The organism is Stenotrophomonas maltophilia (genome assembly GCF_003970865.1).
In the GTDB taxonomy this organism is placed as follows: domain Bacteria; phylum Pseudomonadota; class Gammaproteobacteria; order Xanthomonadales; family Xanthomonadaceae; genus Stenotrophomonas; species Stenotrophomonas maltophilia_AR.
Window position 1 is genome coordinate 1 of the sequence record NZ_RXLZ01000091.1, and the last position, 13,621, is coordinate 13,621.

Below are 13,621 nucleotides of genomic sequence, written 5' to 3' on the forward strand. Positions count from 1 at the left end.
TCGACCTGGTCGACCACTGACAACTTGAAGGCCAGCGAGTAATCCCGTTGGCTGCGCCTGATTGTTGATTTCATTGAACATTCCTTTTCCAGAGGGAAAAGGTGTCAACCCAATTCAGGACGGGTCAAAGCCACAAAAAAGGCCCGGCATTGCCGGGCCTTCTTCGATCCTGCTCGCCGCGAGGCTTACAGGTTCTCTTCGGTGGTCTGGATCACGAACTTCTTGCGCATCGCCTCGACGTAGGCCTTGGCTGCGGCCATGCCGTCGATCTGGCTCAGCTGATCCTTGAGCTGCTTCTGCTGCTCGGCGGTCACTTCCTTGATGTCGCCCGGGTTGACCTTGTTCACTGCGAACAGCAGCGCGTGGCCGTTGACGTCGACCTTGCCGTAGCTCGGCTTGCCTTCCGCCGGCACCGGCGCACTGAAGATCGCGCGGTTGATTTCCGGGGTCGGCACCGGCTGGCTGCGCGGCAGGCCCGGCATCGGGCTCAGCTGCAGCTTCTCGCTGGCAGCCAGCGACTGCAGGGTGGCACCGGCCTTCAGCTTGGCCAGCACGGCGTCGGCGGCCTTGTCGCTGGCCTGGCGCTGGCGGTCGGCGCGGATCGCGGCGATCACCTGTTCACGCGCCTTGTCCAGCGGCATTGCCTGTTCCGGGGTATGCGCGGCAACGCGGATGACCACGCTGTGGTTGGTGGCACCGCCCAGGGCGATCGGGTCGCTGGCAGTACCATCCTGCACCAGCACTTCAGAGAAGGCGGCACGCAGCACGGCCGGATCGGTGGCGATGCCACTGGCGGTTGCGCGGGTGATCGGGCCCAGGGTCTGCAGCGGCAGGTTCACTTCCTTGGCCGCAGCGGCCAGATCACTCGGGCTCTTGTTGATGGCATCGACCAGGCGGCCGGCCAGCTCGTTGAAGCCGCGCTCGCCGTCGGCCTTCAGCTGCTCGGCGGCCAGCGTGTCACGCACTTCCTCGAACGACTTGCCTTCGCCGCCACGCACCGCGGCGACCTTGATGATGTGGTAGCCGAAGTCGGTCTTGACCGGGCCGATCACGTCACCGGCCTTGGCAGCGAACAGTGCATCTTCGAACGGCTTGACCATCGCACCGCGCTCGACCCAACCCAGGTCACCGCCCTGTTCCTTCGAACCCGGGTCTTCCGAATTGGCCTTGGCCAGTGCAGCGAAGTCGGCACCCGCCGCCTTGGCTTCGGTGGCGATCTTGTTCGCCTTGGCTTCGGCACCGTCACCGGTGATCAGGATGTGCGCGGCCTGGCGCTGTTCCGGCGAGGTGAACTTCGCCTTCTCGTCCTCATAGCGCTTGCGCAGGGTCGCTTCGTCGGCCGCGGTCGGTGCCGGCAGGTTGGCGCCATTGATCTCGACGTATTCCAGCGACACGCTTTCGGCCTGGCGGAAATCCTTGCCGTGGCTGTCGTACCACTGCTTGATCTGCGCATCGGTGACCGGCGCGGTATCGGCTGGAACCTCCGGCAGCGCGGCCAATTCGACGTCGCGGGTCTCACCCAGCAGCTTCAGCAGGCGCTCGGTCTCGGCCTGGGTGACGAAGCCCGAATTCTGCAGGCCCGACGGGATCACCGACTGCTGCAGGCTCTCGCGCACCAGCTCCTGGAACTGCGTGGGGGTACGCGGCGGATTGCCACCGGCCAGGGCCAGGCGATAGTTGTTCTCGTTGAACTTGCCGTTCGAATCGAGGAAGGCCGGGATGGTGGCGATGTACTCGCGCACCGCACCGTCGCCCACCACGACACCGGCCTGCTCGCCCACCAGGCGCACGACCTGCTCGTCGATCAGCTGGTCGAGCACGGCCATCTTGTTTTCAGTGCTTTCGAACGCGCGCGGGTCGAAGTTCTCACCCTGCTGCTGGCGCTCACGCATGCGCTCCTGCTCGAAGCGGGTGCGGAAATCCTGCGAGCTGATCTCGTGGTGCTGCCACAGCATGCGCACCGGCCACCACGACGGCGCCGAACGCCACCAGGTCGGAGGCGCGGAAACCTTGGCCACGTTCTGTGCGCCAACGCCACCGAGGTAGCTGTTGTCGATCACGAACAGGAACGGAATCATCAGCAGCCCCAGGATCACGGTGACGATCCAGCCTGAGGTCTTGTCGCGGAGTTTCTGCAGCATGGTGAGAATCACAAGGCCTGATTGGCGAGCCCGGCAGTGTAACCCGCTTCGCCGCAGGGACCAAAAGCAGCGCCGGCGCGGCCTGCGCCGATCTTCGCGGACCTGCGCCATCAGCACATCGGCAGCCCTGCGGCACGCCACAAAGAAAAAGCCCCCGGCTTGCGCCGAGGGCTTTTAAAGTTGGCGGAGCGGACGGGACTCGAACCCGCGACCTCCGGCGTGACAGGCCAGCATTCTAACCAGCTGAACTACCGCTCCGCGCTGAAACTTTGCAGGCGCCCAGTATATCCGAAGACTCCCTGGAAACCCAGCCCGATGAACACTTTTTTCAAAGTTTTTTCACAGGGACTTAAGAATTCTGCAATGGCGGAGCGGACGGGACTCGAACCCGCGACCTCCGGCGTGACAGGCCAGCATTCTAACCAGCTGAACTACCGCTCCGTTCTTGCAAAAACCTTTTTGCCTTCTTCCCGAACCTGTCGGTGAGAAGACAAGGCCCCCAGCTTTAGGCCGGGGGCCTCGATGTAGTGGCGGAGCGGACGGGACTCGAACCCGCGACCTCCGGCGTGACAGGCCAGCATTCTAACCAGCTGAACTACCGCTCCGCATTGTTGCTTTTTTGTTTTCCCGCCGGCCTGGACCGGGGAGAAAACAAAGCCTCCAGCTTTTGGCCGGAGGCCTCGTTGAATGGCGGAGCGGACGGGACTCGAACCCGCGACCTCCGGCGTGACAGGCCAGCATTCTAACCAGCTGAACTACCGCTCCACACTCAAACTTTTACCGCGGTGCTGTGGTGGGTGCTGAGGGTTTCGAACCCCCGACCCTCTCCGTGTAAAGGAGACGCTCTACCGCTGAGCTAAGCACCCCAGCGAGCCGCTTAGTTTACAGCATCCTTCAGGGCCTTACCAGCCTTGAACGACGGATTCTTCGAAGCAGCGATCTTGATGGTGTCGCCGGTCTTCGGGTTGCGGCCGGTGCGGGCAGCACGGTCGCGGACCTGGAAGGTACCGAAGCCAACCAGGGTGACCGCATCGCCGTCCTTCAGCGCCTTGGTGACGGCAGCAACGACGGCATCGACAGCGCGGCTGGACTCGGCCTTGGTCAGGTCGGCAGCTTCAGCAACGGCATCGATCAATTCGGTCTTGTTCATTCTCTACAACTCCTTTGGCGGTGGGTTCCGCTTATTCGACAGGGAAGCAACCGCACGCCTTCTGCATGCGGCCGCCATGTGGAAACGGTTCGCCGATTCAGTCATCGCTGACAGCGATCACTCATTCGCGAGTGCTGCTTTTATACCAGTGGCCCTACCCCCACGCAAGCTGGAAAGCCAGCAACGACGCGGGTTTCGGGCCATCGGACAGCGCGCGTCAATGCTTGACGCGCGCGCTTCCACTCGGTTTGGCCTTGCTGCGCACCGTGACACGCTGCGCACTCTTGCGCGCCTTCTTCGGTGCCAGCGGACGCTCCAGCGCCAGGTCCAGGACTTCTTCGATGTACTTCACCGGCACGATCTCCAGATCGCGGGTGACGTTGGCCGGAATGTCTGCAAGGTCCTTGCGGTTCTCTTCCGGGATGATGACCGTGCGGATGCCGCCCCGCAATGCGGCCAGCAGCTTTTCCTTCAAGCCACCGATGGCGGTGACACGACCCCGCAGGGTGATCTCACCGGTCATCGCCACGTCGGCACGCACCGGCACCTTGGTCAGCATCGACACCAGCGAGGTGACCATTGCCGCACCGGCACTCGGGCCGTCCTTCGGCGTGGCGCCATCGGGCACGTGCAGATGCACGTCGTGCTTCTGCAGGAAGTCGCTGTCGATGCCGAAGCCCACGGCGCGCGAACGCACCACCGACAGTGCCGCCGAAGCCGATTCCTTCATCACGTTGCCGAGCTGACCGGTGAGGATCAACTGGCCCTTGCCCGGCACCAGCGTCGATTCGATCTGCAGCAGATCGCCACCGACTTCGGTCCACGCCAGGCCGGTGACCAGGCCGATCTCGTTCTCTTCCTCGGCGCGGCCGAAATCGAAGCGACGCACGCCCAGGTACTTGTCCAGATTCTTGCTGGACACGCTCACCAGCGCCTTGGACTTCTTCGTGCCCTTCTTCGCCTTCACCGGCTGCGGGCCGGCCAGCGCGATCTCCTTCACCACCTTGCGGCAGATCTTGGCGATCTCGCGTTCCAGGTTGCGCACGCCCGATTCGCGTGTGTAGTAGCGCACGATGTCCTGGATCGCATCACTGCCGATCTCCAGCTCTTCCGCCTGCAGGCCGTTGGCCTTGATCTGCTTCGGCACCAGGTAGCGGGTGGCGATGTTGAGCTTCTCATCCTCGGTGTAACCAGGGATGCGGATCACTTCCATGCGGTCCAGCAGCGGGCCCGGAATGTTGAGCGAGTTCGAGGTGGCCACGAACATCACTTCGGACAGGTCCAGATCCACTTCCAGGTAGTGATCGTTGAACGCGTTGTTCTGCTCCGGATCGAGCACTTCCAGCAGCGCCGAAGACGGATCGCCACGGAAGTCCATCGACATCTTGTCGATCTCGTCGAGCACGAACAGCGGATTCTTGCTGCCGACCTTGTTGAGGTTCTGCACGATGCGGCCCGGCATCGAACCGACGTAGGTACGGCGATGGCCACGGATCTCGGCCTCGTCGCGCACGCCGCCCAGCGACATGCGCACGAACTTGCGGTTGGTGGCCTTGGCGATGGACTGGCCCAGCGAGGTCTTGCCCACGCCCGGCGGTCCGACCAGGCACAGGATCGGGCCCTTCATCTGCTTCACGCGCGACTGCACCGCCAGGTATTCAAGGATGCGCTCCTTGACCTTCTCCAGGCCGTAGTGGTCGGCGTCGAGAGTGTCCTGTGCGGCCTTCAGGTCCTTGCGCACCTTGCTGCGCTTCTTCCACGGCACGCCCAGCAGCCACTCCAGGTAGTTGCGCACGACGGCCGCTTCGGCCGACATCGGCGACATCTGCTTGAGCTTGTTCAGTTCGTTGCGCGCCTTGGCTTCAACGGCCTTCGGCATGCCGGCTTCGGCGATCTTGCGGGCCAGCTCTTCCAGTTCGCCCGGTGCATCGTCCAGGTCACCCAGTTCCTTCTGGATGGCCTTCATCTGCTCGTTGAGGTAGTACTCGCGCTGGCTCTTCTCCATCTGCGACTTCACGCGGCCGCGGATGCGCTTTTCCATCTGCTGCACGTCGATCTCGCCGTCGACCAGGCCGACCAGCATCTCCAAGCGGTCGCCCACGGCCAGGGTTTCCAGCAGGCGCTGCTTGTCGGCCAGGCGCACGCTGATGTGCGCGGCGATGGTGTCGGCCAGGCGTGCCGGCTCATCGATGCCCGACAGCGTCTGCAGCAGCTCCGGCGGCAGCTTGCGGTTGGTCTTCACGTACTGCTCGAACAGCGACATCAGCGAGCGCGCGATCGCCTCGACCTCGCGGGCCTCGCGTTCGTCGGTGGCGTCGATTTCCACGGCCTGGCCGTGCAGCGAGCCGTTGCGCTCGTCGACATGGGTGACCTGCACGCGCGACAGGCCTTCGACCAGCACCTTGATGGTGCCGTCGGGCAGCTTCAGCAGCTGCAGCACCTGCGCCAGCGTACCGACCTGGTAGAGGTCGGCCGCATGCGGGTCATCGGTCTCGGCCGACTTCTGCGCCAGCAGCAGGATGCGCTTGTCCGATTCCATTGCCTGTTCAAGCGCGTGCATGGACTTGTCACGGCCGACGAACAGCGGGATGACCATGTGCGGGAACACCACTACGTCGCGCAGCGGCAGGACCGGCAGGTCGAGGGTTTCACTTGGGGAACGGGCCATGGGGGCTCCAGGGAAGGGGAAAACCGCCTCCGGGAGGGCATCTTCCGGAGACAAAAAAAGCCGATGGCCCCGTTATGGGGCCATCGGCTTTCAGATGCAAGGCATTCCTTGAAAATCCTTTCCAATCAACAACCTGGAAGGATCACTCGGCGCCTGCGGCCTTCTGTTCAGGGGCCGCCGGGGTCTGGTAGATCAGGTACGGCTCAGACTTGTGCTCGATCACCGACTCGTCCACCACCACCTTGCTGACGTTTTCCTGCGACGGCAGGTCGTACATGGTGTCCAGCAGGACCGATTCGACGATGGTGCGCAGGCCACGGGCGCCGGTCTTGCGCTTGAGCGCCTTCCTGGCGATGGCCGACAACGCGTCCGGACGGAACTCCAGCTCGACGTTCTCCATCTCGAACAGCTTCTTGAACTGCTTGGTGATGGCGTTCTTCGGCTCGGTCAGGATCCTGATCAGGGCCGGCTCGTCCAGCTCCTCCAGGGTCGCCACCACCGGCAGGCGGCCGACGAACTCGGGGATCAGGCCGAACTTGATCAGGTCTTCCGGCTCGACTTCGGCCAGCACCTTGCCCACTTCCTGCTTGCGCTCGCTGCTCTTCACCTTGGCGCCGAAGCCGATGCTGCCGACGTCGGTGGAGCGGGCCTGGATCACCTTGTCCAGCCCGGCGAACGCGCCGCCGCAGATGAACAGGATGTTCTTGGTGTCCACCTGCAGGAATTCCTGCTGCGGGTGCTTGCGGCCGCCCTGCGGCGGAACGCTGGCCACGGTACCTTCGATCAGCTTCAGCAGGGCCTGCTGCACGCCTTCGCCGGACACATCGCGGGTGATCGACGGGTTCTCGCTCTTGCGCGAGATCTTGTCGATTTCATCGATGTAGACGATGCCCTGCTGTGCCTTCTCGACGTCGTAGTCGCACTTCTGCAGCAGCTTCTGGATGATGTTCTCCACGTCCTCGCCCACGTAACCGGCTTCGGTCAGCGTGGTGGCGTCGGCCATGGTGAACGGCACGTTGAGCAGGCGGGCCAGGGTCTCGGCCAGCAGCGTCTTGCCCGAACCGGTCGGGCCGACCAGCAGGATGTTCGACTTCGCCAGTTCGACGTCGTCGTTCTTCTGCCGGCTCTCGATGCGCTTGTAGTGGTTGTACACGGCCACGGCCAGGGTGCGCTTGGCGCGGTTCTGGCCGATCACGTACTGGTCGAGGACCTCGAGGATCTCGCGCGGCTTGGGCAGCGAACTGCGCGCCGACTGCGCCTTTTCCTCAAGTTCCTCACGGATGATGTCGTTGCACAGCTCCACGCATTCATCGCAGATGAATACGCTCGGACCCGCAATCAGCTTGCGCACTTCATGCTGGCTCTTGCCGCAGAAAGAGCAGTAGAGGATCTTGCCGGTGTCCGTGGAACGACCTTGGCGGTCTTCGCTCATGCTTCGCTTACCCAGTTACCCCACCCGCTGAACGGGGGTTCGATTCGAGAATAGCACAGGGCCGAGGGGACACCAGTCCCGCCCGACCCTGCAGGAACGGGGCCTCCATGGCCCCGTGATGGCCGGTCAGCCGGCCTGGATCGACTCGTCCGGACGACGCTCCAGGACCTGGTCGACCAGACCATAGGCCTGCGCCTCGAAGGCGCTCTTGAAGTTGTCGCGCTCGGTGTCGCGGGCGATCGTCTCCAGCGACTGGCCGGTGTGCTTGGCCAGCACCTCGTTCAGGCGCGAACGCAGGGTCAGGATCTCACGCGCGTGGATGTCGATGTCGGTGGCCTGGCCCTGGTAGCCACCCAGCGGCTGGTGGATCATCACGCGCGAGTTCGGCAGCGCATAGCGCTTGCCGGCTTCGCCCGCGGCCAGCAGCAGGGCGCCCATCGAGGCGGCCTGGCCGATGCAGGTGGTGCTCACATTCGGCTTGATGTACTGCATGGTGTCGTAGATCGCCATGCCGGCGGTGACCACGCCACCCGGCGAGTTGATGTAGATGTTGATGTCCTTTTCCGGGTTTTCCGATTCCAGGAACAGCAACTGCGCCACCACCACGTTGGCCATGTGATCGTCGATCGGGCCCACGAGGAAGATCAGGCGCTCCTTCAACAGGCGCGAATAGATGTCGTAGGCACGCTCGCCGCGGCTGGTCTGCTCGACCACCATCGGAACCAGGTTCAGGGCTTTGGTTCGGTTGTCCATTACGTGAGGTACCTATCTTGGGGGGCAACAACCCCGCGCCGGCAAAGGCGCGGGGCATCCGGTGATCCGCCCGGGCTTACTGGCGGATCGCGTCCTGGAACGACAGCTTCTCTTCGGTGTGCTGGGCACGCTCGGCGATCCAGTCGATCACCTGCTCTTCCATTACACGGTTCTGCAGGCCAGACATCAGCTGGGGGTCGTTGCGGTACATCTCAATGACCTGTTCCGGCTCTTCGTAGGTCGAAGCGATCAGGCGCATCGTTTCGTTCAGGCGCTTGGCTTCCAGGCGCAGGTCGTTGATGCGGGCCACTTCACCGACCAGCAGGCCGACCAGCACGCGCTTGGCGGCCGCTTCCTTGAAGCCTTCGTGGGCATCGGCCGGGATCTCGCCGACATTCTGGCCATTGCGGCGGATCTGCTCGACCTGCTGGGCCAGCATGGCGCGGGCTTCGTTCTCGACCAGGCGCGGCGGCATTTCCACCGACGAATAGGCGGCGATCAGCTGCTCGCCCACTTCGCGGCGCAGGCGGTTCATCAGCGCGCCCTTCAGCTCGCGCTCCAGGTTGGCGCGGATATCGCTGCGGAACTGCTCCACATCGCCACCCTTCACGCCGAAGCTCTTGATGAAGGCTTCGTCAACCGCCGGCACGACCGGCTCGGAGACTTCGGCGACCTTGACGGTGACCTGCACGGTCTTGCCGGCCAGCACCGGCACGCGCCAGTCAGCCGGGAACTCGACGTCCAGGGTCTTCTCTTCGCCCTTGGCCAGGCCGACCAGGCCCTTTTCAATGGTTTCGAACATCATGCCCTGGCCGAGCACGATCGAACCCTTCTCGGTGCCTTCGGCCGGCAGGCGCTCTTCGCCGGCCTGCGACCAGGTTTCCACCGCGACCAGGTCACCGTCCTGTGCGCCACGGCTGACCGGGGCCCAGGTACGACGCTGGTTCTGCAGGTTCTCGATCATCTGGTCGATGTCGGCGTCGGTGATCTCGGCGCTGTGGCGCACGACGGTCAGCTTGCTGACGTCGATGTCGCCGAAGTCCGGCACCACTTCCACGGTAGCCACGAAGGAGAACTCACCCTCGTCGCCCTTGTCGATGCGCGGGCTGCCAACGATGCGCAGGTCGTGCTCGCGCACGGCGGCATCGAAGGTTTCGCGCAGCAGGCCGTCCAGCGCCTCGCCACGGACCTGCGCGCCGAAGCGCTGCTCGATCACCTTGGCAGGCACCTTGCCCGGACGGAAACCCTTGATGCGGGTGGTACGGGCGATTTCGCCCAGGCGGCCGACGATGTGGCTCTGCAGACGCTCTTCCGGCAGCGAGAAGCTCAGGCGGCGTTCCAGGTTGCCGGTGGATTCGATCGAAGCTTGCATGTTGACTCCTGCCACCGGTGGCCCACGCCCCCGGCTCGATGATTGGGATGAAACGGTTGTAAGGACACGACGTCTGGGACGCGCCTGCTTGCCGCAGCCCTTTAGTTTCGCCCAATTCGGCCTGCACTGCCAGCGCGTGCCGGTCAAGGGGGCGTCGATGGCCCGATCAGGGCGGGGACAGGCCGGCACTGGTGCGAAAGGGGGGACTCGAACCCCCACGCCTTACGGCACTGGAACCTAAATCCAGGGCGTCTACCAATTCCGCCACTTTCGCGTGGCCGGCTCAGGCGTTCATTGTCGCAGGCGACGGCGGGAATCGGAAGGCCTGCACAAAACTGAACATGACAGCCGCGCACACCGCCGGCGCCAAAGGCCATCCCGAAGGTCGAGCGACCGTTCGGGACGGCAGCGACTCAGTGTTTCGCCTCGGCAGGAGACGCAGGTGCGTCAGCGCCCTGCCCGGCCGCCACATCCACCTTGAGGATGTCCACGCCACCCTCGTCGGTACGACGCAGGTCCACAGCCTCGAGGGCGACCCCACCCTCCACCGGTGACGCCGGCTGCGCGACTCCGGCGATCGGGCGCGCCGGAACGGCCTCGGCGCCCGCATCGCGCTCGACGGTCTTTGCCGGGTCACTGCCAGGTGCGCAGGCTGCCAGCGCCAGCAACGCAAATGAAACCCACAGCCCCCGGTACAGTCGTTTTATATCGGCCATCAGGATCTTCCTTCGTACATGCGCCCTCGGCGCGGAAGATCCATTGGGTACGATGAAGGAGGCAACGCGGTGAGAGGCAGCGCACAGCATTGAGAACACTGATGACGCACATGCCCCTGATTTCAGCGCCGCTTCAGTAGATCCACGCCATGCGTGGATGAAATGCATCCCGGCGAACAGGCAAGAAACCAGAGAACAGGCAAGAAAAAAGCCACTTGGCGAACCAAGTGGCTTTCGTCTGGTGGGCTGTCAAGGATTCGAACCTTGGACCTATTGATTAAGAGTCAACTGCTCTACCAACTGAGCTAACAGCCCGAAATCGGGGCGCGAATTATGACCCGATCCGCTCGGTGGGTGCAAGCACTTTTTTCAACGTGGTTGAAACCAGCACTGCGGTCCCGCTACTGCTGCAGATCCACGCCGAGCGGGTTCTGCTACGTGTGATCCACCGGAACGAAGGAGTCACACTTATAAGAAAAAAGCCACCTGGGGTACCAGGTGGCTTCTGTCTTGGTGGGCCGTCAAGGATTCGAACCTTGGACCTATTGATTAAGAGTCAACTGCTCTACCAACTGAGCTAACGGCCCGTAAAACTCAGACGCACATTGTAGCGTGCTTTCTGTTTATTGCAATACCGTTTCGGCTGCGCCGATGCGGTTGAATCAGTGGGGTGGCTGAGGGGATTCGAACCCCCGACCACCGGAATCACAATCCGGTACTCTAACCAACTGAGCTACAGCCACCACTGAAACTTTCGCTCCATCGCCGATGAGGCTGACGTTGGAACCTGATGCCTTGCTACCGGGCGGAACCAGAAGTCCGTCCCCCGAAGCGAGTCCGGCATTTTCCGGGAGTCGCGAAGGAATTGCAAGCACTTCTTCACATTGATGTGCAGGGGCCGGAACAGCAGATCAGAGCTGCTCCGCCGAGATCACGCGCACGGTGTCCCCATGCTCATCCAGGAATGACAGCGTGGCCTCCCCCTTCGGCGTGACCTGCAACTGCAGGCGCGGCTGGCCCGCTCCGTCGAGCAACTGAAGCATCGCATTGCGCGACTGCGTCCTGCCAAGAAACACACGACGGGTAATCGCTTGCACACCCTGCGCGTGCAAGCGCTCGTCTTCGGCCGAGAACATCGGCCGCAGCTGTCCATCGGCGACATCGTTGAGCTGCAGTCCGGCAACCGCACCACGCGGGCCATCCAGCCCCAGCAACTGCAGTTGCTGGTCCTGTTGATAGCGATCAAACGTCAGACTCAGCCCACTGTCAGGCTTGCCATTGTCGTCGCGTCGTCCATTGAAGATCAGGCCGCCATTTTCGGTGCCTTCGTCGTTGAGGAACAGCATCCCGGCCATCGGCCGCGCGTGCTCGACGATCTCGCGCCCCTTCATGAAAGCGCCGGGAAACAGCGTGCGGTTGGAGACCACCAGGCGCAGGGTGCCGTCAGGCTCCTTGATGTTGATGCGCTGCACATCGATCACGTCGAACGACGCGTTGCGTTGAGCCGTCGCCCCCATCAGCAGGCCAGCCAACGCCAGCAAAGTAACACCGCCGCAGTACAGGGTAAGCCGTCGTTGGTGCCTGCGCAGTCGATGCACTTCGGCCAGCACCTGCTCCACCTCACCCGCGTCTTTCGAAACTGCATCCATGCCGAACTCCAGAAGGGGCGGGAAAAGACGGACAACGCGCTGCCCCGGACGACCCTGTCCGATCTGATGACGTTAGCGGAACCCGAGGCATGCCGCACGCACCGAAAGTCAGGCGCTGGCAAACAGCTCATCCGTCGTCGGACGCGCTGCCGAGATCGTGAACATTAAGTGAATGAATTGTGAATGGATCTGGAACAGCAATGGGGGAGATCCATTCATACAACGTTAGCTGCAGGACATGGAACGCGAGGCGCGCGTTTGCAACCATGCCGGTTCCTGCAATGAAGGTGAGATCAATAGATGAGCAAGCGGCTAATCGGATTCGTCGTGCTGGCAGCCGTGCTGGCAGTGGCAGCCGTTGCAATGTCCGGCTACCGGCAGCAGGCGACTGCCGATGCCACGGCAGAGGAATCCGGGAAGAGTGGCAGCCTCGATGAAAGGCCTGACCAGGGAAGGCAGCTTGCGGCGTCAGGTGCGGCGGCCGCGCAGAGGCTTGAGCGGGACAACAAGATCCCGCCGGGCTCGTACAAGGCGGTGGGCCCCAAGGCCTACGAAATCGTAAGAGGCAATGAGTTCCGGCCTCCCGGTGATGCGCTTGCCCACGTCAAGCAACTGATGCTGCGCTCCGAATCCGGGGATGCCACGGCAACCTACGAAATCTATCGAACCATCGAGCAATGCCAGACCTTCATCTCGGATCGCGCTGACAAGCTGGCGGATTCGGCCACCACGGTCGGGTCCGGCAACTGGTTCCTGGAGCGGTCGGAACGGATCCTCAAAGAGTGCGAGTCGCTGGCTCTGGATCAGGACATCTATCACGCCGATTGGCTTTCGAAGGCGGCCGCCATGGGCTCGCAGGAAGCGATGCGCGCTTACTCGCGATCGCCGGAGAAAGTCATCGGTTCGCTTGATGACGCAATCCGTGATCCAGCGGCGCTCGAGGCGTGGAAGGACACCGCCACCGGATATCTGCGCGAGCTGGAATCACAAGGGAACGTCAATGTCATCAGCGACATGGCGATGACCTACACCTATGGCGGCATTGTTCCTGCGGATCCCGTTGCCGCCCTGGCATACACCCGCGTCCTCAACCGGCTGGACCCACGTTTTGCCACCACCAATGACATTGCCAACCATGAGAAAAACCTGAGCAGCCAAGAGAAAGAGAAAGCCCGCATTTCATCGAACGAAATCTTCAAGAACTGTTGCATCCCACGATAAGGACCTATTGTGAAAGCTAGACTGATTGGGATTATCCCTTCGCTTGGTAGAAACTCCATTCCCGCCATTGCAGGCGTGCTGCTGTTCATGGCGGCCGGGAGCCTTCAAGCGAAAAAGCTTCCTGGCGTCATCAACTGCACCGCCGGATGCACGCTGACAACCCCGTATCCCGATCCGGTGACCAACCAGCAGCTTTCCCAAGAGGTCCAGAAGCTCAATGACGGCCGGACCACCGTCTGGACAGCCCAGACGCGAGTCCAGAACGGCGATGTCCTGACCGTGTGCAACGGTATTTCCTGCGTCAACTACACGTGGCGAGGTGCAGGTTTCGACTCCGGCGAAGTGATTTCGACCGTCCTCCCGCCCAACTCCCGGGCTTTCCCTTATCCACACTCCCGGGCCCCCGAGCCGGGCTCCTATCCCGTTTCCCCACTTCCCCCGTAAAAAAACAAAACCATCCACCAGCTTGCGAGCCAGCTAAAAAAAAGACTATTTCCACACAAATCCCACTCGTACACC

At 62.7% G+C, this 13,621-nt stretch carries 10 protein-coding genes and 9 tRNA genes; 2 read left to right on the forward strand and 17 right to left on the reverse strand.

Going from position 1 to position 13,621, the window contains the following annotated elements; translation table 11 throughout:
• Positions 1-185 precede the first annotated feature (185 nt).
• From EKL94_RS20620 to EKL94_RS20700, 17 genes are all read right to left on the reverse strand, one after another.
• Positions 186-2,141: a peptidyl-prolyl cis-trans isomerase gene (locus tag EKL94_RS20620; protein ID WP_126930460.1), complete on the reverse strand. Its 1,956-nt coding sequence runs from the start codon at positions 2,139-2,141 to the stop codon at positions 186-188.
• A gap of 181 nt (positions 2,142-2,322) precedes the next feature.
• Positions 2,323-2,399: transfer RNA gene (locus tag EKL94_RS20625), tRNA-Asp, on the reverse strand.
• A 106-nt stretch (positions 2,400-2,505) separates the two neighbouring features.
• Positions 2,506-2,582, reverse strand: a tRNA-Asp gene (locus EKL94_RS20630).
• A gap of 87 nt (positions 2,583-2,669) precedes the next feature.
• A tRNA-Asp gene (locus EKL94_RS20635) sits at positions 2,670-2,746 on the reverse strand.
• 83 nt (positions 2,747-2,829) lie between these two features.
• Positions 2,830-2,906: transfer RNA gene (locus EKL94_RS20640), tRNA-Asp, on the reverse strand.
• Positions 2,907-2,932: 26 nt separating this feature from the next.
• A tRNA-Val gene (locus EKL94_RS20645) sits at positions 2,933-3,007 on the reverse strand.
• An 11-nt stretch (positions 3,008-3,018) separates the two neighbouring features.
• A complete protein-coding gene (locus EKL94_RS20650; RefSeq protein WP_004146343.1) occupies positions 3,019-3,291 on the reverse strand; it encodes a non-specific DNA-binding protein Hbs in 273 nt (90 codons plus the stop codon).
• Between the two features lie 217 nt (positions 3,292-3,508).
• The gene (lon, locus tag EKL94_RS20655) at positions 3,509-5,959 is read right to left on the reverse strand and encodes an endopeptidase La (protein ID WP_126930461.1); all 2,451 of its coding nucleotides are present in this window, start codon (positions 5,957-5,959) and stop codon (positions 3,509-3,511) included.
• Positions 5,960-6,101: 142 nt separating this feature from the next.
• A complete protein-coding gene (clpX, locus tag EKL94_RS20660; protein WP_032129320.1) occupies positions 6,102-7,391 on the reverse strand; it encodes an ATP-dependent Clp protease ATP-binding subunit ClpX in 1,290 nt (429 codons plus the stop codon).
• 126 nt (positions 7,392-7,517) lie between these two features.
• Complete coding sequence (gene clpP, locus EKL94_RS20665; protein WP_004146318.1) at positions 7,518-8,144, reverse strand: ATP-dependent Clp endopeptidase proteolytic subunit ClpP; 627 nt, start codon at positions 8,142-8,144, stop codon at positions 7,518-7,520.
• A gap of 76 nt (positions 8,145-8,220) precedes the next feature.
• Positions 8,221-9,516 carry a trigger factor gene (tig, locus tag EKL94_RS20670; protein ID WP_043401326.1) on the reverse strand — a complete coding sequence of 432 codons (1,296 nt, stop codon included), beginning with the start codon at positions 9,514-9,516 and terminating at the stop codon, positions 8,221-8,223.
• A gap of 189 nt (positions 9,517-9,705) precedes the next feature.
• Positions 9,706-9,790, reverse strand: a tRNA-Leu gene (locus EKL94_RS20675).
• Positions 9,791-9,929: 139 nt separating this feature from the next.
• Positions 9,930-10,232 (reverse strand): hypothetical protein, encoded by a 303-nt coding sequence (locus EKL94_RS20680; protein WP_126930462.1) that lies wholly within the window; start codon positions 10,230-10,232, stop codon positions 9,930-9,932.
• Between the two features lie 239 nt (positions 10,233-10,471).
• Positions 10,472-10,547 (reverse strand) — tRNA-Lys (locus EKL94_RS20685).
• A 196-nt stretch (positions 10,548-10,743) separates the two neighbouring features.
• Positions 10,744-10,819: transfer RNA gene (locus tag EKL94_RS20690), tRNA-Lys, on the reverse strand.
• Positions 10,820-10,898: 79 nt separating this feature from the next.
• Positions 10,899-10,975: transfer RNA gene (locus EKL94_RS20695), tRNA-His, on the reverse strand.
• 168 nt (positions 10,976-11,143) lie between these two features.
• On the reverse strand, positions 11,144-11,881 hold the full coding sequence (locus EKL94_RS20700) for a hypothetical protein (RefSeq protein WP_126930463.1): 738 nt from the start codon (positions 11,879-11,881) through the stop codon (positions 11,144-11,146).
• Between the two features lie 300 nt (positions 11,882-12,181).
• On the opposite strand from EKL94_RS20700, the gene EKL94_RS20705 reads away from it, so the two are divergent.
• Complete coding sequence (locus EKL94_RS20705; protein ID WP_126930464.1) at positions 12,182-13,102, forward strand: hypothetical protein; 921 nt, start codon at positions 12,182-12,184, stop codon at positions 13,100-13,102.
• A 75-nt stretch (positions 13,103-13,177) separates the two neighbouring features.
• Positions 13,178-13,546, forward strand: a complete 369-nt coding sequence (locus EKL94_RS20710; RefSeq protein WP_260473476.1) for a hypothetical protein — start codon at positions 13,178-13,180, stop codon at positions 13,544-13,546.
• The last annotated feature ends 75 nt before the right edge of the window (positions 13,547-13,621 follow it).